General features: G+C 60.5%; 22 protein-coding genes. 15 read left to right on the forward strand and 7 right to left on the reverse strand.

Annotated elements, in window-relative coordinates:
• Nucleotides 1-111 precede the first annotated feature (111 nt).
• From Q0844_RS17740 to Q0844_RS17790, 11 genes are all read left to right on the forward strand, one after another.
• Nucleotides 112-981 (forward strand): DMT family transporter, encoded by an 870-nt coding sequence (locus Q0844_RS17740; protein WP_299047621.1) that lies wholly within the window; start codon nt 112-114, stop codon nt 979-981.
• Nucleotides 982-1,052: 71 nt separating this feature from the next.
• Complete coding sequence (locus Q0844_RS17745) at nt 1,053-1,451, forward strand: thioredoxin family protein (protein WP_299047624.1); 399 nt, start codon at nt 1,053-1,055, stop codon at nt 1,449-1,451.
• Nucleotides 1,405-2,427, forward strand: a complete 1,023-nt coding sequence (locus Q0844_RS17750; protein WP_299047627.1) for a GlxA family transcriptional regulator — start codon at nt 1,405-1,407, stop codon at nt 2,425-2,427. The genes Q0844_RS17745 and Q0844_RS17750 overlap by 47 nt, the downstream gene beginning before the upstream one ends.
• Before the next feature lie 52 nt (nt 2,428-2,479).
• Entirely contained in the window at nt 2,480-3,727 is a 1,248-nt protein-coding gene (locus tag Q0844_RS17755) for a glycosyltransferase family 4 protein (RefSeq protein ID WP_299047630.1), read from the forward strand.
• A 3-nt stretch (nt 3,728-3,730) separates the two neighbouring features.
• Complete coding sequence (locus Q0844_RS17760; protein WP_299047634.1) at nt 3,731-4,501, forward strand: NAD(P)-dependent oxidoreductase; 771 nt, start codon at nt 3,731-3,733, stop codon at nt 4,499-4,501.
• Nucleotides 4,498-5,115: a sugar transferase gene (locus tag Q0844_RS17765; protein WP_299047636.1), complete on the forward strand. Its 618-nt coding sequence runs from the start codon at nt 4,498-4,500 to the stop codon at nt 5,113-5,115. Before Q0844_RS17760 ends, Q0844_RS17765 begins: the two co-directional genes overlap by 4 nt.
• A gap of 192 nt (nt 5,116-5,307) precedes the next feature.
• Complete coding sequence (locus Q0844_RS17770) at nt 5,308-7,215, forward strand: nucleoside-diphosphate sugar epimerase/dehydratase (protein WP_299047975.1); 1,908 nt, start codon at nt 5,308-5,310, stop codon at nt 7,213-7,215.
• A 214-nt stretch (nt 7,216-7,429) separates the two neighbouring features.
• Nucleotides 7,430-9,496, forward strand: coding sequence for a YjbH domain-containing protein (locus tag Q0844_RS17775; protein ID WP_299047639.1), 2,067 nt, complete (start codon nt 7,430-7,432; stop codon nt 9,494-9,496).
• Nucleotides 9,493-10,182 carry a YjbF family lipoprotein gene (locus Q0844_RS17780; RefSeq protein WP_299047642.1) on the forward strand — a complete coding sequence of 230 codons (690 nt, stop codon included), beginning with the start codon at nt 9,493-9,495 and terminating at the stop codon, nt 10,180-10,182. Before Q0844_RS17775 ends, Q0844_RS17780 begins: the two co-directional genes overlap by 4 nt.
• Nucleotides 10,183-10,297: 115 nt before the next feature.
• Nucleotides 10,298-10,540, forward strand: coding sequence for a hypothetical protein (locus Q0844_RS17785; RefSeq protein WP_299047645.1), 243 nt, complete (start codon nt 10,298-10,300; stop codon nt 10,538-10,540).
• 255 nt (nt 10,541-10,795) lie between these two features.
• Nucleotides 10,796-11,047: a hypothetical protein gene (locus Q0844_RS17790; RefSeq protein WP_299047648.1), complete on the forward strand. Its 252-nt coding sequence runs from the start codon at nt 10,796-10,798 to the stop codon at nt 11,045-11,047.
• A 5-nt stretch (nt 11,048-11,052) separates the two neighbouring features.
• On the opposite strand, the gene Q0844_RS17795 is transcribed toward Q0844_RS17790, so the two are convergent.
• Nucleotides 11,053-11,511, reverse strand: coding sequence for a glutathione peroxidase (locus Q0844_RS17795; RefSeq protein WP_299047976.1), 459 nt, complete (start codon nt 11,509-11,511; stop codon nt 11,053-11,055).
• Nucleotides 11,512-11,693: 182 nt separating this feature from the next.
• Between Q0844_RS17795 and msrB the strand changes: the two genes are divergently transcribed.
• From msrB to Q0844_RS17810, 3 genes are all read left to right on the forward strand, one after another.
• Nucleotides 11,694-12,137, forward strand: coding sequence for a peptide-methionine (R)-S-oxide reductase MsrB (gene msrB, locus Q0844_RS17800; RefSeq protein ID WP_299047651.1), 444 nt, complete (start codon nt 11,694-11,696; stop codon nt 12,135-12,137).
• A complete protein-coding gene (gene msrA / locus Q0844_RS17805) occupies nt 12,134-12,640 on the forward strand; it encodes a peptide-methionine (S)-S-oxide reductase MsrA (protein ID WP_299047654.1) in 507 nt (168 codons plus the stop codon). The genes msrB and msrA overlap by 4 nt, the downstream gene beginning before the upstream one ends.
• Nucleotides 12,641-12,705: 65 nt before the next feature.
• Complete coding sequence (locus Q0844_RS17810; protein WP_299047657.1) at nt 12,706-12,879, forward strand: DUF1328 domain-containing protein; 174 nt, start codon at nt 12,706-12,708, stop codon at nt 12,877-12,879.
• Between the two features lie 45 nt (nt 12,880-12,924).
• Here Q0844_RS17810 and Q0844_RS17815 read toward each other — a convergent pair whose 3' ends face one another.
• The 5 genes from Q0844_RS17815 to Q0844_RS17835 form a co-directional block, all read right to left on the reverse strand.
• Nucleotides 12,925-14,916: a hydantoinase/oxoprolinase family protein gene (locus Q0844_RS17815; RefSeq protein WP_299047660.1), complete on the reverse strand. Its 1,992-nt coding sequence runs from the start codon at nt 14,914-14,916 to the stop codon at nt 12,925-12,927.
• 25 nt (nt 14,917-14,941) lie between these two features.
• Nucleotides 14,942-15,985: a tRNA epoxyqueuosine(34) reductase QueG gene (gene queG, locus Q0844_RS17820; protein WP_299047663.1), complete on the reverse strand. Its 1,044-nt coding sequence runs from the start codon at nt 15,983-15,985 to the stop codon at nt 14,942-14,944.
• Between the two features lie 66 nt (nt 15,986-16,051).
• Nucleotides 16,052-16,717 (reverse strand): glutathione S-transferase family protein, encoded by a 666-nt coding sequence (locus Q0844_RS17825; RefSeq protein WP_039684904.1) that lies wholly within the window; start codon nt 16,715-16,717, stop codon nt 16,052-16,054.
• Nucleotides 16,718-16,774: 57 nt separating this feature from the next.
• Nucleotides 16,775-17,500, reverse strand: coding sequence for a monofunctional biosynthetic peptidoglycan transglycosylase (gene mtgA / locus Q0844_RS17830; protein WP_299047671.1), 726 nt, complete (start codon nt 17,498-17,500; stop codon nt 16,775-16,777).
• A gap of 35 nt (nt 17,501-17,535) precedes the next feature.
• Entirely contained in the window at nt 17,536-18,186 is a 651-nt protein-coding gene (locus tag Q0844_RS17835) for an SGNH/GDSL hydrolase family protein (RefSeq protein ID WP_299047673.1), read from the reverse strand.
• 166 nt (nt 18,187-18,352) lie between these two features.
• Here Q0844_RS17835 and Q0844_RS17840 point away from each other — a divergent pair, with 166 nt between their 5' ends.
• Nucleotides 18,353-18,586, forward strand: coding sequence for a hypothetical protein (locus tag Q0844_RS17840; protein WP_299047676.1), 234 nt, complete (start codon nt 18,353-18,355; stop codon nt 18,584-18,586).
• Between the two features lie 3 nt (nt 18,587-18,589).
• On the opposite strand, the gene gltB is transcribed toward Q0844_RS17840, so the two are convergent.
• Nucleotides 18,590-23,119 (reverse strand): glutamate synthase large subunit, encoded by a 4,530-nt coding sequence (gene gltB / locus Q0844_RS17845; protein ID WP_299047679.1) that lies wholly within the window; start codon nt 23,117-23,119, stop codon nt 18,590-18,592.
• Between the last annotated feature and the right edge of the window lies 1 nt (nt 23,120).

Raw genomic sequence — 23,120 nt, forward strand, 5'->3', positions numbered from 1 at the left:
GCGTGATACATGGCCCGGACTACGTTCACATGCACCCCAAAGGGTCGTGATCGGCCCCTTGCATCCCCTGCGAAATTCCCCGAACGTCCGCCAAAGATGAAAGGGGCAGGCATGGATTTCCGCGCGCTCGCTATGGGCCTGACCTTTGCCCTGATCTGGTCGTCTGCCTTTTCCTCGGCCCGGATCATCGTCACGCATGCCCCGCCACTTGCCGCCTCATCCCTGCGCTTTTTCATTGCCGGGTGTATTGGTGTCGCCGTTGCGCGCGCGATGGGGCAAACCTGGCACCTGACCCGTGACCAGTGGCGGGCCACGCTGATCTTTGGCCTGTGCCAGAACGCCATCTATCTGGGCCTGAACTTCTACGCCATGCAAACGGTCGAGGCGTCATTGGCTTCGATCATCGCGTCGACCATGCCACTGATGGTCGCCTTTGCCGGATGGGTCGTGTTTCGGGACAAACTGCCGCCGTTGGGCATCATCGGACTGGTTCTGGGGATTGCCGGCGTCCTCCTGATCATGTCCGCACGGTTGGATTCAGGTGTGGACATGTACGGTGTTGCCTTGTGTGTCATTGCCGCATTCGCGTTGACCATCGCAACCTTGTCGATGCGCACCATGTCTTCGGGCGGTAACCTGATGATGGTTGTGGGCCTGCAAATGTTCGTGGGCGCAGTTGTGCTTGGCATCGTGTCGGCTGCCATCGAAACGATTGAGGTCACGCACACTCCCGCCCTTTATGCCGCCTTTACCTACACTGTGTTTGTGCCCGGTCTGGCCGCCACATGGATCTGGTTTGCGCTTGTGGCGCGCATTGGTGCCACCAAGGCCGCGACTTTTCACTTTCTCAACCCGTTTTTCGGCGTCGCCATTGCGGCTGCCTTGCTGGGTGAACGACTGGGCATGAAAGATATCATCGGCGTTGCCATCATCACGGCGGGCATTCTTGCGGTGCAATTGTCACGACAGGTCAAAAGCTGACCCGCGCCCACTTGCGTGCGCCGCCACCCGCAATATTGTGACCCGAGATTTCAGGTTTCGGAGCCCTTTTGATGCACCGCCGTACATTCCTTCTGACTGCAAGTGCCCTGGCTGTCCCCGGCGGTGCCATTGCCTATCCGGCGCAAACATTTACCCCGGCTGTATGGCGCGATCTGCGCGAGACAAATCAGACCCTCGTGATGAACTTTCGCGCCGCATGGTCCCTGACATGCCAGATCAAGGCGGACCTGATAGCCGAGGCATTGGCCGACACCCCCGCCTATGCCAATCTTACATTTGTGGATGTGGATTGGGACACGTTTGGCCCCTCGCAGATGACCCAACGGCTGAAGGTTGAACGCCGGTCGACACTGTTGGTGATGAAAAACGGCACCGAGGTGACCCGATTGGTGAACGAGCCCTATGCGCGCCCGGTGCGCGCGCTTCTGGACGCCGCCCTTGCCGCCTGAGGCGTTGTTTCCTCGGCGTTACGCCTTTCTGCTTGTTCCCGGCTACTCCCAATTGGGCTTTGCCTGCGCGCTCGAAGCGCTCAGCCTGGCCAACCTGCACCCCTCGGGCCAGACGTTTTATGAATGGCGCGTGATTGGCGAAACCGGCGATCCCGTGCCAGCCTATAACGGCATCACGACGGCGGTGGACGCCGCATTGCCTGACCTGTGGCGCGATGAAACATTGGTCGTTTGTGCCGGCAACCGCGCCGCCGAAGGCAGTACCAGGCCGATCCTGAATTGGCTGCGGCGCGAAACGCGCAAGGGTATGGATTTCGGCGCGCTGTCATCCGGCACCTACACCCTTGCGCTGGCGGGTCTTTTGTCAGGAAAGACAGTGACAACCCATTGGGAATATCGCGATGCCCTGATCGAACTCTTGCCCGATGTGATCATCGAAAACAGTCTCTATTCAAGGGATGGGCGCGTGTTTACGACTGCAGGCGGGGCGGCATCCATGGACATGATGCTGGACCGGATCAAGGGGGAATACGGCATTGATCTGGCGACATGGGTGGCCGACCAGATGGTTTATACGGACCCGCGCGCCGCCAGCCATGGACAGCGCCTGTCGCGCAGGGCGCGCCCCGACATGGCGCATGGTAAACTGGGCATGGCGCTGCAGATCATGGAAAACAACCTTGAAGACCCGCTGCGCCCGGACGAGATCGCGCAACTGATCGAACTGAGCACCCGGCAGCTTGAACGCCTCTTTGCCAAGCATCTGGGCGTGTCACCCAAACGGCACTACTTGCAACTGCGCCTGGAAAAAGCGCGCGGGTTGTTGCGGCAAACCTCGCTCAGTGTCACGGACATCTGCGTGGCCTGCGGGTTCAGGTCCCTATCACATTTCTCCAAAAGCTATCGCGGCACCTTTGGCCTTAGCCCCGGACAGGAGAAACGCGGCACCGGGTCGATGTGGCCGGTTCAGCCATGATTGCAGCCCGGATCGACCCCCTGTATTCATGGGCAAAAGGGACACGTAGACAATGAAATTCCTGTTTGTGCACCAGAACATGCCCGGGCAGTATCGCGAACTGATCCAATGGCTAGCGGCGCAGAAAACCCACCAGATCGTGTTTCTAACCCAGCGCAAGAAGGCCCCGCAATTCGACGGCGTGCAAACCGTCGTCTACAAATCGCATCATCAGGCCAAGGACGGCGCATATGGCCTGTCGCGCACCTGGGAAAACGCGGCAGGCAATGGGTTCGGCGCAGTGACAGCCCTGCGCGAGATCGTCGACAAGGGCTTTGTCCCGGACATCGTGATCGGGCATGTCGGCTGGGGTGAAATGACCTTCTTTCGCGAGGTGCTGCCGGACACGCCGATGATCGGGTTTTTCGAATACTACTATTCGGTCCATGGCGGCCCCGTGGGATTTGACCCCGAAAGCCCCGTAAGCAGCCATGCGCCGTACATCATGTACGGGCACAACGTGGTTCCGCAGGTCAACTTTAACGTCGTCGACCTGGCGCACTGCCCGACCTACTGGCAACGCGATCGGTTCCCGCCCCAGTTCCACGACAAGATGTATGTCTGCCATGACGGGATCCGCACCGACAAGTTAAAGCCCAATTCGAAGGCCCAAGTCACGCTGGGCCGGATCGGACGCCCCCTGACGCCGAAGGATGAAATCGTCACCTTCATGTCCCGCAACCTGGAAACCACGCGCGGATATCACCAGTTCATGCGCGCAGTGCCACACATCCAAAAGGCGCGCCCGAATGCCCGCATTCTGGTGATTGGCGGCAACGATGTGTCCTATGGCGGCAAGAACAATCATCCGGGCGGTCTGCGCGGACAGATGGAGGCCGAGGTGGGCCATCTGATCGATTGGGACAGGCTGCATTTTTTGGGGCAGGTGCCATTCGAAAGCTATCAATCGATCATCCAGATCAGTTCGTGCCACCTGTATCTGTCGATGCCATTTGTCCTGTCGTGGTCCTTGCTGGAAAGCATGTCGATGCAGGCGACACTTGTCGCGAGTGACGTGGCCCCGGTGCGCGAAGCGATCGAGCACGGCAAGACCGGTCTCCTGGTCGATTTCTTTGACCCCGAGGCAATCGCCGCACAGGTCAGCGCTGTGCTTGCTGCGCCGCGCGACTATGCACATCTGGGCCCCGCGGCGCGGCAGCACGTGATCGAGAATTACGACTTTGAAACCGTGTGCCTGCCGGAGCATATCCGGCAGATCAACGCGCTCGTTCCCGCCGACAAACACATCGCGATGGGCTGACCCATGCGGATTGTGGTGCTGGGCGCGGGCGGAAAACTGGGGCGGCTTTTACGTCCGCGCTGGCCCACCGATGCCGTTTGGACCACGCGCGATGACGTGGACATCAACGATACAAAAAGACTGACACGCGTATTGACCCAGGCCGATGCCGTCTTTTGCCTCGCCGGGGCGACCCATGGCGCGGCGGTTCCCATGGCGCACAATATCGACGTAGCACAGCGCACGTTGGATGCAGCGCAGGGTGCACATGTGTTTCTGTTTTCCTCGGCTGCCGTATACGGCGCACTGTCCAGTCCGCGTCCCGAAGCCGGGCCGACATCCCCCCAAAGCGCATACGCAACCGCAAAGCTGAAAATGGAAGAGATGGCAGCCACACATCCCAATCCGTGCACATGTCTTCGGCTTGGCAACGTGGCTGGCGCCGACGCGATCCTCGGGGGATGGGCCCCTGGGTTTCAATTGGATCAATATCCGGATGGGAACACACCTGCCCGCAGCTACATCGGACCCGGCACACTGGCCCATGTCCTTGTGCAATTGACCACGTCCACTGACCCGCCCGCTGTCCTGAATATTGCAGCGCCGGGTACGGTGGCGATGGGTGATCTGCTGGATGCCGCCGGTCTTCGCTGGACAGCGAAACCGGCCACAGACCGCACAATCGGCAAGGTGCAACTGGACACAACACAATTGGAACGCATGATCCGTTTTGAACCGAAGGACAGCACCGCTGCGGGGATCGTCGCGGACTGGCGAAGGGGCCGCACCCAATGACCTGGCGCAAACGCATCTTCGATCTATTTTTTGCCAGCCTTCTGGTGCTGATCCTTGGCCCCGTGATCCTTTACCTGATCTGGGTTATCTGGCGAAAGCAGGGCCGCCCGCTGTTTTACGTCGCCGAACGCATGAAAAGCCCAACAGAAAGCTTCGGCCTCTGGAAGTTTCGAACCATGACCGTGGTCGATGCGGACCAAGGTGTCTCGGGCGGGCACAAAGAGGCACGGATCACACCGCTTGGGGCCAAACTGCGGGCCAAGCGGCTGGACGAGTTCCCGCAGCTTTGGAACATCCTGAAGGGCGATCTGTCATTTGTCGGCCCTCGCCCGCCGCTGCGCGAATACGTGGGACGGTTTCCGGGTCTGTATTCAAAAGTCCTGAAATCGCGCCCGGGCGTCACCGGCCTTGCCACAATCCGGTTTCACAAGCATGAGGACCGTCTTTTGGCCCGATGTGACACCCCGGAGCAGACGGATGACGTGTATTGCCGCATCTGCGTTCCACGGAAGGCGCGCCTTGACCTCATCTATCAGCGCAACCAAAGCACCTGTTACGATTTTGATCTGGTCTTTCAAACGATTGGAAACTTGTTCCGCCGCAAAAGGACATAGGCGAAACACTTACCGAATCGGTGATTATGTGCAAAAAGCGGCGCGGGACGCTTAATTCATAAGCATATTTTGGCGTTTTTCTGCCAGTGAACGGGGCAATTTTTCTGCACCTGCGAAATAGTCGCAAGAATTTGATACGAATACGTGCTAGCGGTAGGTGCAATGTATAAGTTCAAGGGGTCACGGGGCAACATGTTGGATCTGCTGAAGTCGCTGACGCGTACGCAGAAGCGAAACATCCTGATCGCAATTGATGCGGCACTGATCCCATTCGCATTGCTTTTCGCCTTCAGCTTGAACCTGTCCACAGGCACCGCTTGGTCCAGCTTTCAGGCCTATCTGCCAATCTTGCCCTACATGCTGATCGTTGCCGCGGCCCTGTCACTTTGGCTTGGCATCTCTTCGACAATCCTGAATGACTACGACACCGGATCGATCGGGCGGACGGGTGTGTTTTCGATACTGTTGGCAATGACATCGACCCTTCTGTCGACCGCTGCAAACATGGCGCTTCCACTGTCGAGCCACGTGACCTTCGGCATCACGTTTTTTGTGTTTTCAATCATGAGCCGGGCCGTCCTGTTGCAAGTCGTGTTGGCCATTTATCGCAACGGGACAGATCGGTGTCGGGTGCTGATCTATGGCGCAGGAACAACTGGCATGCAGCTGGTGTCGGCCCTGCGCAACCACGAGCAGATCGAAACGGTTGCATTCGTGGATGACAGCCAGGCCCTGCAAGGGCTGAACGTGTTGCGTCTGCCCGTGTACAGCCCCGTCCGCATCGCCGAGATCGTTGCCGAGAAAAAGATTGATCGCGTGTTGCTGGCGATCCCATCGCAATCGCATCCGAAGCAGATGCAAATCGCGCGACGCCTGCAAAAGATGGGGCTCGAGGTACAGACCCTTCCCTCGTTCTCGCAACTGATCGGAGAAGAGGCGCTGGTCGACAAGCTGACACCGGTCAATCCACGCAAGTTCCTTGGACGGGACGAGGTGATGACCGCGCAGGAAGGTGGCGGCGAGGCATATGCCGGTCGACGGGTCCTGATTTCCGGCGCGGGCGGCTCAATCGGGTCCGAACTCAGCCGCCAGGTGCTGGAATACAATCCCCAAAAGATCGTGCTGTATGAACTCAGCGAACTGGCCCTGTATCAGATACATCAGGAACTGACGCTGCTGGCCGAAGGCAGTGATATCGAAATCATCCCGCTTTTGGGGTCGGTCACAGACGCCCGGCAGGTGCGGCGGGTCCTGAGCGACCACCAGATCGAAGTGGTGCTGCACGCAGCCGCCTACAAGCACGTGCCGCTTGTCGAATTCAATCCGCTGGCGGGCCTCGCCAACAACGCGTTGGGGACCCAAACGCTGGTAACCGAGGCGGCCGAGGCAGGCGTTGGACACTTTATGCTCATTTCGTCGGACAAGGCCGTGCGGCCCACGAACATGATGGGGGCATCGAAGCGGCTGGCCGAATTGGTGGTTCAGGATGTCGCGCGCCGTGTTGCCGCGCCGAAGGGGCTGAAATTCTCGATCGTGCGCTTTGGCAATGTGCTTGGGTCGTCCGGATCGGTTGTCCCGCTGTTTCAGGAACAGCTGCGTCGCGGTGGCCCGCTCACCGTGACCCACAGGGACGTGTCGCGCTATTTCATGACGGTTCAGGAGGCGGTGCACCTTGTCCTGCGCGCCGGGTCGATGGCGAATGGCGGCGAAGTGTTCGTTCTTGACATGGGCAAGCCGATGAAGATCGAACAACTGGCCCGTCAGGTCATTGAAAGCGCAGGATTCACCGTGCGCGATGCACAGAGCCCCGATGGCGATATCGAGATCGAGTTTACCGGCCTGCGCCCCGGCGAGAAAATGACCGAAGAGTTGACCCTGAGCGGGACGCAGGTGGGAACCGGCCACAAAAAGATTTTCTTCACCATCGAAGACTGCCTGAGCGAAATCGAAGTCGCGTCTGCGATGCGGTCCTTGCGCCAGGCATTGGCGGCGAGTGATGAAGACGCGGCACGCACAACGGTTCAGCGCTGGGTCGAGGGTTACAACATGCCCAAGGAAACAGTTCATGCAGACCGGGAAATCGTTTCCCCTGTATCTTGAAAGCCGCGCTTTTCTGCTAGTTTGACAGCCCCGCAGCAGCAAGATTGTGTAAGACACACCCGCGTGATCTAAAGCGGGTAAACCAAAAAACGACCGGACAGTGAACCCTATGCATCAGCGGATACGATCGCTTGTTTTCGCCAGTCTTGGCAGCCTGTCTATAGCCGTTTACGCGTCATTTGCGCCGGCACAGGGCACCGGGTCGGCAAAACCGGTGGTCGTCACATCATCGCCGACACTGAATTTCTACGGCCTGCCCGGCCTCGTGGACATGCCATCAGCCGAAGCGCTGCCAGATGGTCAGATCGCCATCGGCATCTCCAACTTTGCGGGCACTACACGCACGTCCTTTTCGTTCCAGTTTTCGCCGCGCATCACAGGCACATTCCGCTATGTGGGCCTGCGCGACTTCAATTCCGGCGGGTTCGACACGTTCCGGGACCGCAGCTTTGATGTTCGGTATTTGCTGTTTCACGAGGGGCGCTATCGCCCTGCCGTGTCGGTTGGCTTGCAGGACTTTTCCGGCACCGGCATTTATGCCGCCGAATATCTGGTCGCGACCAAGAATTTCCGCCGGCCTTTCCGGTTGCCCGGCACACTGAAAGTGACCGGTGGCCTGGGCTGGGGGCGCCTTGGTACGTCCGGCTCCATTGGATCGCCATTGGGCGATGATCGCCCAGCCTTTGATCCCGACGATACAGGCGGCGAACCCTCATTTGATCAATGGTTCCGCGGCCCGGTGTCCCCGTTTGCGGGTTTGGAATGGCAATACAGCGACCGGCTGGGCTTCAAGCTCGAATATTCGAGCGATGCCTACGCGCTCGAGACCGGCCTGGGTATTTTTGAACGCGAATCCCGGATCAACCTCGGCGTCGAATACCAGTGGACCAACGCACTGCGTGTTGGCGCATACTACCTGTACGGATCCGAAATCGGGGTGAATGCACAGCTGCAATTCAACCCCAAGCGCCCCGCCACACCCTTCTCGGTTGCCGGACCGCGCCCCATCATCGTGCGCCCATCGCGCGAAGCGAACCCACAGTCCTACGATACGGCATGGGCCGCATCGCAAAGCGCACCGGTCATCATCCGGGACGTTGTCGAACCGGAACTGACCGAAGACGGCATTCGCCTGGAAAGCCTGACCGTCACCGCCAACCGGGCCGAAGCCCGGGTCTCAAGCGTGCGTTACGACAACTTGGCCATTGTCGTGGGCCGGACGGGTCGCGCCTTGGCACGGCAACTTCCGCCATCGGTCGAATTCTTTGACATCATTCTGGTGAACGAAGGGCTGGCGCTGTCAAAGATCACCATATCGCGGCGCGATCTTGAAACACTCGAATTCCAACCGGACGCCGCCAACGCGCTTTTGGCCGCGGCTGACGTATCAGATGCCGCACCAAACCCTGCCGACGGGGCGGTGGACGGCACGCTTGCCTATCCGCGCTTCAGCTACTCGGTCGGCCCGTTCGTGCGGCCCAGTTTCTTTGATCCGGACGAGCCTGTGCGGCTTGAAGGCGGTATTTCGGTCCAGGCGCAATACCGGTTTGCACCGGGATGGCTGGTCAGTGGCGAAGTGCGTCATCGCCTTGCCGGGAACGTCGAAGATGGGCGCCTGTCCAATTCGGTCCTGCCCCGCGTGCGCACCGACGCAGTGCTGTACGCGCAGGCTGCCGACACGTCGATTGAAAACCTGTTTGTGTCGCGGCAATGGAAGACCGGCAAGAATACCTATGCCCGCCTGACGGCCGGTTACCTTGAACAGTTCTTTGGCGGTGTGTCGGCGGAATTCCTGTGGAAACCCGCAACAAGCCGCTTGGGCCTCGGGATCGAGGCCAACTATGTCCAGCAGCGCGATTTCGATCAACGCTTTGGCTTTCAGGATTATGATGTCGCGACCGGGCACGTGTCGGCCTATTACGACTTTGGCAAAGGGTACTATGGGCAGGTCGATGTCGGGCGGTACCTGGCAGGCGACGTCGGCGCAACCTTCACGCTTGAACGTCAATTTGCCAACGGCTGGCGCCTTGGTGGATTCTTTACCCTGACAGACGTCACATCCGAGGAATTTGGCGAGGGGTCGTTTGACAAGGGGATCAACGTGACGATCCCGACCAGCTGGTTCACCGGCAAGCCAAATCGCCAACTGGTCAAGACAACGATCCGGCCGGTCCAACGGGATGGCGGCGCGCGCCTGAACGTGTCCGGGCGTCTGTATGAACAAATCCGCGACGGTCACATCACCGACCTGAACGCAGATTGGGGAAGGGTTTGGGAATGATGAAGCGGCTGACATCGCTGGCCCTTGCGGCCATTGTGCTGCTGGCCGGGTGTTCCGGCGGGACAGACACCCAAGGCACGCAATCGGCGCAATTCAGGACGCTTTATGATGCCTATCGCGACGGTCGAAGGCAGGCAGGGACGCCGCCTCCGGCGATCACGCGCGAGGTCATCGACAGCCTGACCGTGCCCGCTTTGGAAGTGACGGTCGAAAACCGGAACTCGACCGCGTTTCTGGTGCCCTTTTCCGAGCGTCGCGATTCCGGCCCCGGTGTTGTGCGGACATGGCGCACGGGCAATGACGTACAAATCACTTTGCGCGATGGCGTCATCGCTGCGACCCGCGGCATTGCATTCGATGTCGGATCAGTAGATGCCGACGCCGCCGTTCAGGCCATCCAAACGCGGTCGCCCATTTCCGGAAAGCACACGCTTTACGTCAAGAACGGCGACAATGGCATCGACGAGATCGCCCTGGAGTGTGAGATGCGGACCGTCGGACACGACGACCTCGTGATTGTCGGCAGGTCTTTCCCGGTTGTGCACCTGCAAGAGAATTGCACCGGCTGGAAGGGCGTCGTTGCATTCGACTACTGGATCGACCGGCGGGATGCCACTGTATGGCAATCCCGGCAATGGTCGGGGCCGGACCTTGGTTACATTCGTACGCGTTTGCTGAAAAAATGATCGACCCGCCGCGATGCAGCAAAAATGCATCGAAATTTATCCGCAAGCCGCGATGTTGATTGTCTTTTTGCCGAATTCATCCTATCTAACCCTCAGACGCTACAGGAGTCATATCATGACCAAAGCATTCAAACTGATTTCCGCAGCCGCACTTGTGGCCGCAACTTCGACAGCAACTCTGGCGCAAGACGTTCCGCTGAACACAACTGTGTCCGGTGGCCAAGGCGCCGAGATTCAAGTCGGTCAAGGCGAAGCAGGTGTTCTCGCCATCACGCCAATCGCTGTCACAACAGTATTCGCAGTCGGCCTTGCCCTTGCTGCGGCCAATTCGTCTTCATCGACGACGACTGGCGACTAAACCCTCGCGGTTACAACAGAAAAGGGCTCGCAACCGCGAGCCCTTTTTTTGTCGAATGTCCGGATCAAGACAATGCGTATCGCGTCCCTTGATACGCCGCCTTCAGTGTCCTGTGCGCAACCTTTCGCCGGGCCAGGTGGGCCAAAGCGGCAACCCTTGTCCTGATCATGCTGGTCCACCGCCACACCGTTGTGCGCAACAGACCGCACCGCACATCATTGGCCTGACCCGTCACTTGGAAAAGGTTCATTGAAAATGATTCGCGCCCTCTCAGCTGCGTCTGCCGTTGCGCTTGCCATGGTTGGCTTGCCCGCCGTGGCACAAGACGCAAACCAAGCCCCTCCGCCCGGTCCGGCGGCGAACACAACCCCACCGCCCGCAGAGGGTCAATTGCTGGGCGGGACGCTCACGCCCGCCGCCGGTGTCGCCGCTTTGGGTGTCGGCATTGCAATTATCGCATTGTCATCTGACAGCAGCGGCACAACAACCACCACAACAACGCCCTGAAACTGTCACTCGCGGTTCAGTTCGGCTTCGATGGCGCGACGCACGGCGGGCGCCATCGGGGCCGTCCGTGCACCCCACGTTTCAACAACCTGACCGTTTTCACCAATCAGAACCTTGTTGAAGTTCCAGCGCGGAACAAAGCCAACATCCGCCTCGACCGCCTGATAGAACGGATGGGCGTTGCGGCCTTTCACTGACAGAATGTCGGTCATCGGCATGTCCAGGCCAAAGGCCATCTCGCAAAAGTCGCGAACCTCGTCGGCGGTATCAAGTTCCTGGCGAAAGTCGTCCGACGGCACGGCCAAAACAACCAACCCGTCTTCGCGATAGGTGTCATACAGGGTCTGCAACGCTTCGTATTGGCCCGTATAGGCACATTGGGACGCCGTGTTGACCACCAGAACCGGCTGACCGGTCCAGTCAGACATGTTCAGCACCCCGCCATCTATCGACGGAAACCCCATATCGCGGAGGCCCGCGTTGCCAAGCTGCGCAGCAAGCAGAAGACAGCCAACCAAAAACAAGCGCACGACGTTCTCCCGTGTTGCGATAGGGGTGAGTTAGCGCGCAGCGCCATGCCGTCACCCTCTTTCAATTCAACACGCGCGCCCCACATATTATTCAAATCTGAACAGACAGGCAGACCATGACCAACTACACCAAGAACCCCGACGTCATCGCCACCCTTTCGCCCGAAGAATACCATGTCACGCAGGAAAGCGGGACCGAGCGCCCCGGCACCGGCAAGTTGCTGAACAACAAGGAACCAGGCATCTATGTCGATATCGTGTCCGGAGAGCCGCTGTTTGCATCCTCGGACAAGTACGAAAGCGGCTGCGGTTGGCCATCGTTCACCAAGCCGATCGACAATGTCACCGAACACCGCGATGCCAGCCTGGGGATGATCCGCACCGAAGTGCGCAGCAAACACGGCGACAGTCACCTGGGCCATGTCTTTCCTGACGGGCCGCGCGACCGCGGTGGCCTGCGCTATTGTATCAACTCCGCGTCACTGCGCTTTGTGCATCGTGACGATATGGAGGCCGAAGGTTACGCTGCCTATCTGAACCAAGTGGAGGATGTGACATGAGTGATGCACGCGCTGTCCTGGCCGGTGGCTGTTTCTGGGGCATGCAGGACCTGATCCGCAAGAAACCCGGGGTAAAGGCGACGCGCGTCGGCTATACCGGCGGGGACGTGCCAAACGCGACGTACCGCAACCATGGCACACACGCCGAGGGGATCGAGATCATCTTTGACCCCTCGATGATCTCCTATCGCGAACTGCTTGAGTTCTTCTTCCAGATCCACGACCCGACCACGCTGAACCGGCAAGGCAATGACGTCGGGCTGAGCTATCGGTCTGCCATCTACTATGTGGACGATGCGCAAAAACAGGTGGCTCTGGATGCCATTGCAGATGTCGAGGCATCCGGCATCTGGCCGGGCAAGGTGGTGACCGAAGTCGAACCGGTTGGCGACTTCTGGGACGCAGAACCAGAACACCAGGATTATCTCGAGCGGTTCCCCAACGGCTATACCTGCCACTTCCCCCGTGCGGGTTGGGTGCTGCCCAAACGCGCTGCTGAATAAACTTCGGAACCATCCGCGCGTCGGCACGTTCTTTCTGCAAGACGAAAAACAGAAAGGACGAGAAAATGCTTGGATGGGCACTGACCTTCCTGGTGATCGCATTGATCGCCGGACTTATGGGCTTCGGCGGGATCGCAGGAGCATCGGCGGGGATCGCACAGATCCTGTTCGTGATCTTCCTGATCCTGTTCGTCGTGGCAATGGTCGCCCGCGCCGTGCGCGGCAGACCCCCGGTCTGATACAGGACAAAAACAAAAAAAGGCGGGCCAGGATGCCCGCCTTTTTTATGCGCCTGTGATCCGCGGACGTCCGGTCGCTTCGGCTGTAAGGGTTGCTTCGACAAATACCTCCCGCGCCTCCGCCTGCGCCACCCGAATATCCCGTGCTACATGTACCTCGATATCGAATGCGCCAGCAGCCTGTGCTGCGCCGCGCGCGTGATCGACCAAAACAGTCTCTAATCGGGCCAAAGCAGCATCAGATGACCCAAAGTCTTCGGGTCCCGTGGGCAGGTGCACGCGAAACAGCCCCTCGCTGGGCGCGGTGATCGTTCCAGATCGACGAACGGTCACCCGGCCGACAACCGCGCCAATCGCGTTTGCAACACCGCCGTTTTCCGGCAGTTCCATGTCACATCCAAGGCGCTTGCCGACGGCGGGGTAATAAACCCGCGCCGAAGCGCCCAACCCCACGACCGGGATGTCCAACCCCGTCGACACGCGCACCAGACCCGAAACACGCGACAGGCCGCGCTCCATCAAACTGTGGGTGGCAAGTGTTTCGTCCAGGCCATCTTCGGCCAGGGCCGCTTCCAACAGCGCCGTGCTGGTCTGAAGCGTCAACTGATCGACAACGATCTGCGCCATCTGTTCCGCTGTCTCGGCCAACCGTTCACCCGCCCCGGTGCGCCGACGCCCGAACAACACGCATGCCATCCGCGCCGCATCTGCATCCCACGCGTCAACATTGCCCAGAACGTGGCTGGCATCCGACGGGGTCAGCCCCGCAACCTGAACCAGCCCGCGCGCAACAAGACGCCGAAGCGCACCCAATTCCATCCGCGTGCGTAACACCGCGCCCAGCGGATGCACATCGGTGCCGATCCGGTCCAGCAGGTCCGCGTCACGCGCGGTCACCCCATCCGCCTGCACACCGGGCACGGCGCGCACAAAGCGGCCATCGTGATCACCCGGCGTCGCGTTGCGCATCTGCGCCTCAAGAACGGGATGCACAACATCGGGCGCATCCCGGGCCAACAGGGACACCGGCAAAAGGCGGCGTGGGCCCAGCGTGACACCGCCTTGCAACCCCTCGGCGACGAAATGCACCTCGCTGTCGCCGCCCAGTCCCGTGGTCCGCATCGCAACAGCTTCGACCATGGTGCGATGGGGACCCACACGCGCCCCGTTCGGGTCAATCACAGGTCTGCCGCCGCGCAGCACGGCAACATCCGTCGTCGTGCCACCAATATCGCTGACCAGCGCATGATCTGCCCCCGTCAACCATCGCGCACCCACGATCGAGGCGGCCGGGCCACTCAATATGGTTTCGATGGGCCGCGCACGCGCTTGCGCCGACGACATCAACGCACCATCCCCGCGCACGACCATCATCGGGGCCGTGATCCCGATGGACCGCAATTCTGCCTCGGCACGCCCGATCAGCGCGTCGATCATCCCGATCAGGCGCGCGTTCAGTACCGCAGTCAAAGCCCGCTTGGGTCCACCCAACTTGGCCGACAGCTGATGGGATGCCGAAACGGGCCGGCCCGTCATCCTTCGTACCAGGTCCATGACGCGCCGCTCGTGATCCTGGTTGCGCACGGCAAACTGGGCCGCGACGGCAAAGCCGGTCACATCGGCCTCATGCGTCTCTAAAAAGGCGGAAACCGCTGTTTCGTCCAGCACCTGCGCCTCGGATCCATCATGCTTGTGCCCACCTGCAACGACACAGACCGGATCACCGTTCAGGGCATCGGCCAAGCCCTGCGCTTCAAGGTCCTTCTCGCGAAACCCGACATAGATCAGGCCAACACGCCCGCCCTGCCCCTCGACCAGCGCATTGGTGGCCAGGGTTGTCGACAGCGACGCCATGCCTACAACCGCCGGGTCAACCTGCGCCTCATCCAATACGGCCCGCACGGCGTGACCAACACCTATTGCCAGATCCTGGCGCGTGGTCAGCGCCTTGGCCCGGGCCAGAACCCTATCCTCGTCCTGCATCAAAACTGCGTCGGTATAGGTGCCGCCCGTATCCACGCCCAGTAGAATGGCCATGCTGTTCCCCGCTTTTTTGCCGTGCCTACCGCGCCTGTTCGCGACCCGTCGCGCCCAATTGCGTCACGGCCCAGCGCGCAGCGTCCGCCACTGCCGGGTCGGGGTCATCCACAAGGGTTTGCACAGCCGGCATCAGATCGGCTTGTCCGGAATTTCCAATGGCATAAGCCACGTTTCGCACGAACCGGTCCCGCCCGATCCGTTTGATTGGTGAACCCGAAAACCGCGCACGGAATGCCGCATCGTCCAGGGCCGCCAGTTCCGCCAAGGGCGGCGCACCCACAACGCCCAGATACCGCATATCACTGGCCGAAACGGCAAACTTGTTCCACGGACATACAGCAAGGCAATCATCGCACCCGTAAATTCGATTGCCCAGCAACGGACGCAGCGCCACATCCACCGGTCCCTTGTGTTCGATCGTCAGATACGAAATGCACCGCCGCGCATCCAGTTGGTAGGGCGCGGGAAACGCATCTGTCGGACACACATCCAGGCAGGCACGACACGATCCGCAATGATCGCTTTCCGCAGCGTCCGGTTCCAGCTCCAGCGTCGTGAAAACAGACCCTAAAAAGGCCCAATTGCCCCAATCCCTGCTCACCAGATTGGTGTGCTTGCCCTGCCAGCCAAGACCGGCCGCCTGCCCCAAAGCCTTTTCTGGAACAGGTGCCGTGTCGACAAACACCTTGATCTGCCCCCCGGCTTCCTCGATCAGCCATCGACCCAGACGTTTCAGCCGTTTCTTGACAATATCGTGGTAATCCCGCCCTTGCGCATAGACGGAAACGGCGCCCAGATCCGGCCGCTCCAAAACAGCGAGCGGATCATGCTCCGGCGCATAGCTTTCAGCAAGCATGATCACAGACCGCGCCTCGGGCCACAGGGCCGATGGGTCGCCGCGCCAATGCATCCGCTCGGTCATCCACCCCATCTGGCCGTGACGCCCTGCATTGACAAAAGCCTCCAACCGCTCCGGTACCTCTGGCACCGCATCCGGCCGACACACCCGCGCCAGGACAAACCCTTCGTCCAGAGCGCGCTTTATGACGCGCTCTTTCAGGTCCATATCGTCTCTGTTTCAGAAAAGTCCTGCAGGGGGTCTGGGGTGGAAACACCCCAGTCCGACGTCAGATCAAAAATCCAGATCATTGTAATGGCGCGGTGGCGGAAAGCCGGGCACCTGATCGGCCAGGATGGACCGGAAGGCCGGGCGCGACTTGATCTTGGCATACCAATCCTTGACGACCTCCGAACGGTTCCAGTCCACGTCCGAAATATAGTCCAACGCCGACAGATGCGCAGCGGCGGCAAAATCCGCAAGGGTCATCACATCCCCCGCCAACCAACGGCGATGATCCAGAAGCCACGTCATGTAATCCAGATGATACTTGATGGCCTTGGCACCGTCCTTGACGTTGCGGCTGTCCGGAAAACCCTGACCCATGACCTTCTTGTTCACCCGTTCATACAGCAGCTTGGATGTCACCTCGTTATGGAACTTGTCATCGAACCAGCCGACCAGGCGGCGCACCTCCAGCTTTGCAACCGGATCGGAGGGCATCAGAGACGGCTCGGGGCGGGTTTCTTCGATGTACTCGCAGATGGCCGCACTTTCGCTCATCATCACGCCATCCAGGCGCAATACGGGCACCTTGGCCGCAGGGTTGCGCCGCAGGAAATCGGGATCAGCTTCCCAATACCGCTCTTCAACCAGTTCCACCTCGATCTTCTTCTCGGCCAGGCTCAGACGTACCTTGCGGCAGAACGGGGAAAGGGGGACGTGAAACAGGCGGGCCATACAAATTCCGGGGTCAGTCAAGCGGTCAGGCATCCATGCACGGCGCGCACAGGATTTTCAACTCTCGAAACAGGCTGCGCGCCCATCCGCGCGGATCGTGGCCGCTCCGTCGACGATCTGGGCCGCCCGCTTGCGAACAAACGATGACGGGTTCCGGGCCGACCGACCCTTGGGGTTCGGCAGGATCGCGGCAAGGCGTGCGGCTTGCGTGGGCGACAGATCCTCCGGTCCCACGTCAAAATAATGGCGCGCGGCGGCCTCCACCCCGAAAACGCCCTCATCGAATTCGGCGACGTTCAGGTACACTTCGAGAATACGGCGTTTGGACCACAGGGCTTCGACAAGCGGCGTCATCGCCGCCTCCATCACCTTTCGCACCCAGGACCGGCCGTGCCAGAGATATACATTCTTGACCGTCTGCTGGCTGATGGTCGACGCGCCTCGGTTGCTGCCCTCGTCGATGGCCTTGCGGATGGCCACGATATCCAGCCCCCAGTGCATGCAGAAATTCGCGTCCTCCGCCGCGACGGCGGCGCGGGCCATGACCGGCGCGATATCTTCGATCGGCACCCACTGGTGATCGACACCGCCCAGGCGGCGGGACTCCTGCAGCATGTAGAAGGTGGTCGGCGGGTTCAACACGGACCACAACAAGGTCGCGGCAACGGCGACCAGAAACACGACACTGACCAGGCGCAGCCCCCAACGCAGCAGCCAACGCCCCGGTCGAAACCGAGGCTTTGTCTTGGATTTTGACGTGCGTTTGCTGCTCTTTTTCGCCATGCACCAGCTATAGGACGCCGGATCGGACAAGAAAACTACCGGGCGGCGCTTTGCGCCAGATAGGTGCCGATACGACGCGCACCAGATGGTGACGGGTGAATGCCGTCAAAGGCAAACAGGGACCGGTCGTTCGGATCCATCACATCCTCGCTGTCCACGAAGGTCAGGCCGGTGTTTTCGGCCGCCAGGCGGGCCAGACGGGCGTCATATTCGACCAGATAGGGCCGGCACCCGGTGAATTGTCCTGACCGTGCGCTGGCGTAATACCCCATCCAGATGACCGGGGCGCCGGTGCGCAGCAACCGGGCCAGAAAATCGGGCACCTCACCCGTCAGGTCGGACGCGATCAAGCCGTCCAGAACCGGGTCGCAGGCCTGGCACCGGCAATCGTTCAGAAGATCATTTGCGCCGCCATTGATCAGGATCATATCCCATGCGCCGGTCCGGAATTGGGCGCGCACGTCAAAGCCAGCTGCCCGTCCCAGCGCCGATGCATTGGAAAACCGCGCCCCTGCAACCGCACCGTTGTCCACCTGCGCATCCAACAGATCGCCCATGACCGACGGGATGTCCCGCCCGGTCCACTTGTGCCACGCCATCACGCTGTCGCCGATGGCCAGAACCCGAACCGGGTCCGCCGACACCGCCGATGCCAGGCACCAGAACAGTATTAGACATCTGTACATGGGGAAAAGATATGGCACACAGCGCGTCCGGCCAGCGGCAAAGTTCAATTCACCAATTAATCAGAAAACTATAATCAAAAACAAAAGGTTAATTGCTCACACCCATGTGATGATTCTGCTATCCTCGCCTTTGGTGAGGGCACATGATTGTGTTCGGAGACAGGAGATGATCGAAACCACAAATGGCGTCCAGCCCGGCGCCATCGCACAACAGTATCGGGTGTTGAACGCGGCGGATGCTGCCCTGGTCTGGGTTCTGAAATGGTCCGGCGATGCCGACCACGTGATCGCAAACAAGCTTGGCACGATGCCCAGCAAGGTGGCCGACATTCTGGCGGAAAACACCCATGTCGGCAGCAAGGACCAGGCGACCAAGATGGTCGCCCAGCCCGAGGGTTAGGCCCTATTCCGCCGGAATGGCGGCCTCTTCCACAGCTATTGGATGCGCAAGCTTGTCCAGCATTTCCTTTGGGCACACCTGAAGGAAATTGTGCTGCTCGGTGTCCCAGTGCTGCAGTATGTCGGCCGTCTTCACGCTGCCGGTTTCTTCAAGATGCCGCTCCAGCAACCCTTCCAACTGGCCGCGCCAGTGATCGACCGTCACGGGGTAGGTCACCAGCGTTTCCATGTTCATCAGCGGCCCTGCCTTGCGGTCCGGGTCATACAGATAGGCCATGCCACCTGTCATGCCGGCCCCAAAGTTTGCGCCGATCTCGCCCAGGATGACCGCAACGCCGCCCGTCATGTATTCGCACCCGTTTGACCCGCAGCCTTCGATGACCACCTGCGCGCCCGAATTCCGCACGGCAAACCGTTCACCTGCACGTCCGGCAGCAAACAGGTAACCATCCGTTGCTCCATACAGCACAGTGTTCCCGATGATCGTGTTATCTGCGGCGATAATGGGCGACGACATCGGCGGACGCACCACGATGGTGCCGCCCGACAGGCCTTTGCCCACGTAATCGTTGGCGTCTCCGGACACTTCCAGTTTCAGCCCCGGCGCCGCAAACGCACCCAACGATTGCCCGGCAGAGCCTTTCAGCTTGACCGTCAGGTGATCGGGTTGGAGCGTATTGCGCATTCCAAACTTGCGCACGATATGGCTGGACGTGCGTGTCCCGACCGTCCGGTGCGTGTTCTGGATGGCATATGACAGCTGCATCTTCTCGCCATCTTCCAGAAAGCGTGCCGCATCCCGCACGATCTGCGCGTCCAGCGTGTCAGGCACCGCGTTCCGCTCCTTGTCGCGGTTGTACACGATATCCGCCGCCCCATCGACGGTGATCAGCATGGGGTTCAGGTCCAGATCGTCCAGGTGGGCCGACCCGCGCGATACCTGTGCAAGCAAATCCGCACGCCCGATCACGTCATCAAGACTGCGCGCCCCGATTTGTGCCAGAAGCTCGCGCACCTCCTGCGCATAGAAGGTGATCAGGTTGACGACCTTGTCCGCGTTCCCGGTGAACTTCGCGCGCAGGCTTTCGTCTTGCGTGCAGACGCCCACGGGGCAGGTGTTCGACTGGCACTGACGCACCATGATGCAGCCCATGGCAATCAGGGCCGCGGTGCCGATCCCGTATTCCTCGGCCCCCAGCATCGCCGCCATGACAATGTCACGGCCCGTGCGCAATCCACCATCGGTGCGCAGGGTCACGCGGTCCCGGAGGTGGTTCATGCTCAGCACCTGATGCGCTTCGGTCAGGCCCATCTCCCACGGCAGGCCCGCATATTTGATCGACGTCGCCGGCGACGCGCCCGTGCCGCCGTTGTGGCCGGAAATCAGGATCACATCCGCCTTGGCCTTCGCCACGCCCGCCGCAATCGTGCCCACGCCGGACGACGCCACCAGCTTCACGGTCACCTTGCAGCGCGGGTTGATCTGCTTGAGGTCATAGATCAGCTGCGCCAGATCCTCGATCGAATAGATGTCGTGGTGCGGCGGGGGCGAAATCAGCGTCACCCCCTTGGTCGAATGGCGCAAACGGGCAATCAGGTCCGTCACCTTCATGCCCGGCAACTGGCCGCCCTCACCGGGCTTGGCCCCTTGGGCGACCTTGATCTCCAGTTCCTCGCACTGGTTCAGGTATTCCGCGGTCACCCCGAAACGGCCCGACGCCACCTGCTTGATCTTGGCCGACGGGTTGTCGCCATTGGGTTCGGGGTGGAAATGCGCCGGATCCTCGCCGCCCTCACCGCTGTCCGACTTCGCGCCAATCCGGTTCATCGCCACGTTCAGTGTCTTGTGCGCCTCCGGGCTCAGCGCGCCCAGGGACATCCCCGGCGTCACGAACCGCTTCCGGATCGAGGTGATGCTTTCCACCTCTTCGATCGGCACGGGCTTGCCCAGGGGCTTGATGTCCATCAGGTCGCGCAGGTGAATGGGCGGCTGCGACCGCATCTTGGCCGAATACTGCTTCCACAGCTCGAAAGAGGCTCTGTTACAGGCCATTTGCATCATGTGCATACTGGTTGCTTCCCAGGCATGCGTCTCGCCCGACTTCCGCGCTTTGTAAAATCCACCGATGGGCAGCACGTTGGTGCCGGTCCATCCCTGGGCATGCACCTCCTCGGCCTTCGACTGAATGCCGGTCACACCAATGCCCGAAATGCGGCTGGTCATGCCGGGGAAATACTCTGCCACCATCGCGCGGGACAGTCCCACCGCCTCGAAGTTCAGTCCGCCGCGATAGGACGACACAACGGAAATCCCCATCTTCGCCATGATCTTCAGCAGCCCCTGATCAATGGCATTCCGATACCGCGCGACCGCCTCGGTCAGGGTCCCGTCGATCAACCCGCGGTCTATGCGGTCGGCCAGCGAATCCTCGGCCAGATAGGCGTTCACCACCGTGGCACCACAGCCGATCAGCACGGCAAAGTAATGCGGATCAATGCACTCGGCGCTCCGCACGTTCAGCGAACAGAAGGTGCGCAACCCGTTGCGGGTCAGATGCGAATGCACCGCTGACGTGGCAAGGATCATCGGCATCGCCACCCTGTCCGCATTCGAATGCTGATCTGTCAGCACGATATGCCCCGCGCCCGACCGCACGGCATCTTCCGCTTCGGCTCTGACACGGGTCAGCGCGGCGCTCAATGCGCCCGGACCGGGTTCGAACGTACAATCAATCTCGACCAGGTCGGCGTTGAAATAGCTGACCAGCTTGTCCCATTGCGCATTGCCCACAAACGGGCTGTCCAGCGTGATGATCTCGGTCTGCGCGCTGCTTTCGTCCAGCACGTTTTTCAGGTTCCCGAACCGGGTCTTCAGGCTCATCACCCGGTATTCGCGCAAGCTGTCGATCGGCGGGTTTGTCACCTGGGAAAAGTTCTGGCGGAAGAAATGCGAGAGCGGGCGATAGCGCTTGGACAGAACGGCAGACGGTGTGTCATCCCCCATCGACGCCAACGCCTCTTTGCCGTCCTCGGCCATGGGGGCCAGAATGTTCTCAAGCTCTTCAATCGAATAACCGGCCGCGATCTGACGGCGGCGCAATGCATCGCCGGCATACAGCGCCTTTTCGGTCACGCCGGACAGTTCGCCCTCCAGATCGGTGATTTTGCCAACCCAGTCCCCAAAGGGTTGCGAAGCGGCCAGTTGATCCTTGATCTCGGTGTCGTGGAACAACTTGCCCTCGACCATGTCGACGGCCAGCAACTGGCCCGGGCCCAACGCGCCTTTTTCGATCACGTTCGGTTCTTCCAGCGGCACCATCCCCGTTTCGGACCCGGCAATCACCATACCATCACGGGTCACGACGTAACGCATGGGACGCAACCCGTTGCGGTCCAGTCCGGCACAGACCCAGCGGCCGTCGGTCATCGCAAGGGCGGCGGGGCCGTCCCAGGGCTCCATGACCGAGTTGCAGTAGGAATACATGTCGCGCCATGCCTGCGGCAGTTCCACCGCCTGCTTGGACCACGATTCCGGGACAAGCATCGTCTTGGCCATCGGTGCATTGCGACCCGCGCGGACCAAAACTTCGAAAACGGCATCCAACGCGGCCGAGTCCGAGGACCCGTTTGCCACGATTGGCTTGATGTCGTCCGCCATGTCCCCGAATGTGCCCGACGCCATGCGGATCTCGTGGGACTTCATCCAGTTCAGGTTGCCTTTCAGCGTGTTGATCTCGCCATTGTGGGCCAGCATGCGGAACGGCTGCGCCAACCACCACTGCGGAAACGTGTTGGTGGAATAGCGCTGGTGATAGATGGCAAACGCACTCTCGAACCGATCATCCAGCAGATCGGGATAGAATTCCGCCACCTGCTCGGCCAGCATCATGCCCTTGTAGATGATCGACCGGCACGACAGCGACGCGATATACAGCTGCGGCACCTGCGCCGCCGCGGCCGCTTTCTCGATCCGACGGCGAATGACGTACAGTTCCCGCTCGAACGTATCCTCGTCCACGCCCTTTGAATTCGAAATCAGGATCTGTTCAATCTCGGGCCGGGTGGCGTTGGCCTTGTCGCCCAGGCAATCGATGCTGACCGGGACATGGCGCCAGCCATAGATGTAGTAGCCCATGCGCAGCACTTCGGTTTCCACGATGGTCCGGCAGGTTTCCTGCGCGCCGAAATCCGTGCGGGGCAGAAACACCTGGCCCACCGCCAACAGCTGATCGCGGGCAGGGGTATGGCCGGTGCGCTCTACCTGATCATGGAAAAACTCGACCGGGATCTGCACATGAATGCCTGCACCGTCGCCCGTCTTGCCATCGGCATCCACGGCACCGCGGTGCCAGATCGCCTTCAGCGCCTTGATGCCGTTTTCAACGACTGCCCGGCTTTTCGATCCATCGACCGACACCACCAGACCCACGCCGCAGGACGCATGCTCCTCTGCGTCGGAGTACAAACCATTCTCGGCCATGAACGTGCGCTTGGCTTCTTCGCGGCGAACCCAGTCTGCATCATATTTGGTCATG

It is taken from the genome of uncultured Tateyamaria sp., assembly GCF_947503465.1.
Classification (GTDB): domain Bacteria; phylum Pseudomonadota; class Alphaproteobacteria; order Rhodobacterales; family Rhodobacteraceae; genus Tateyamaria.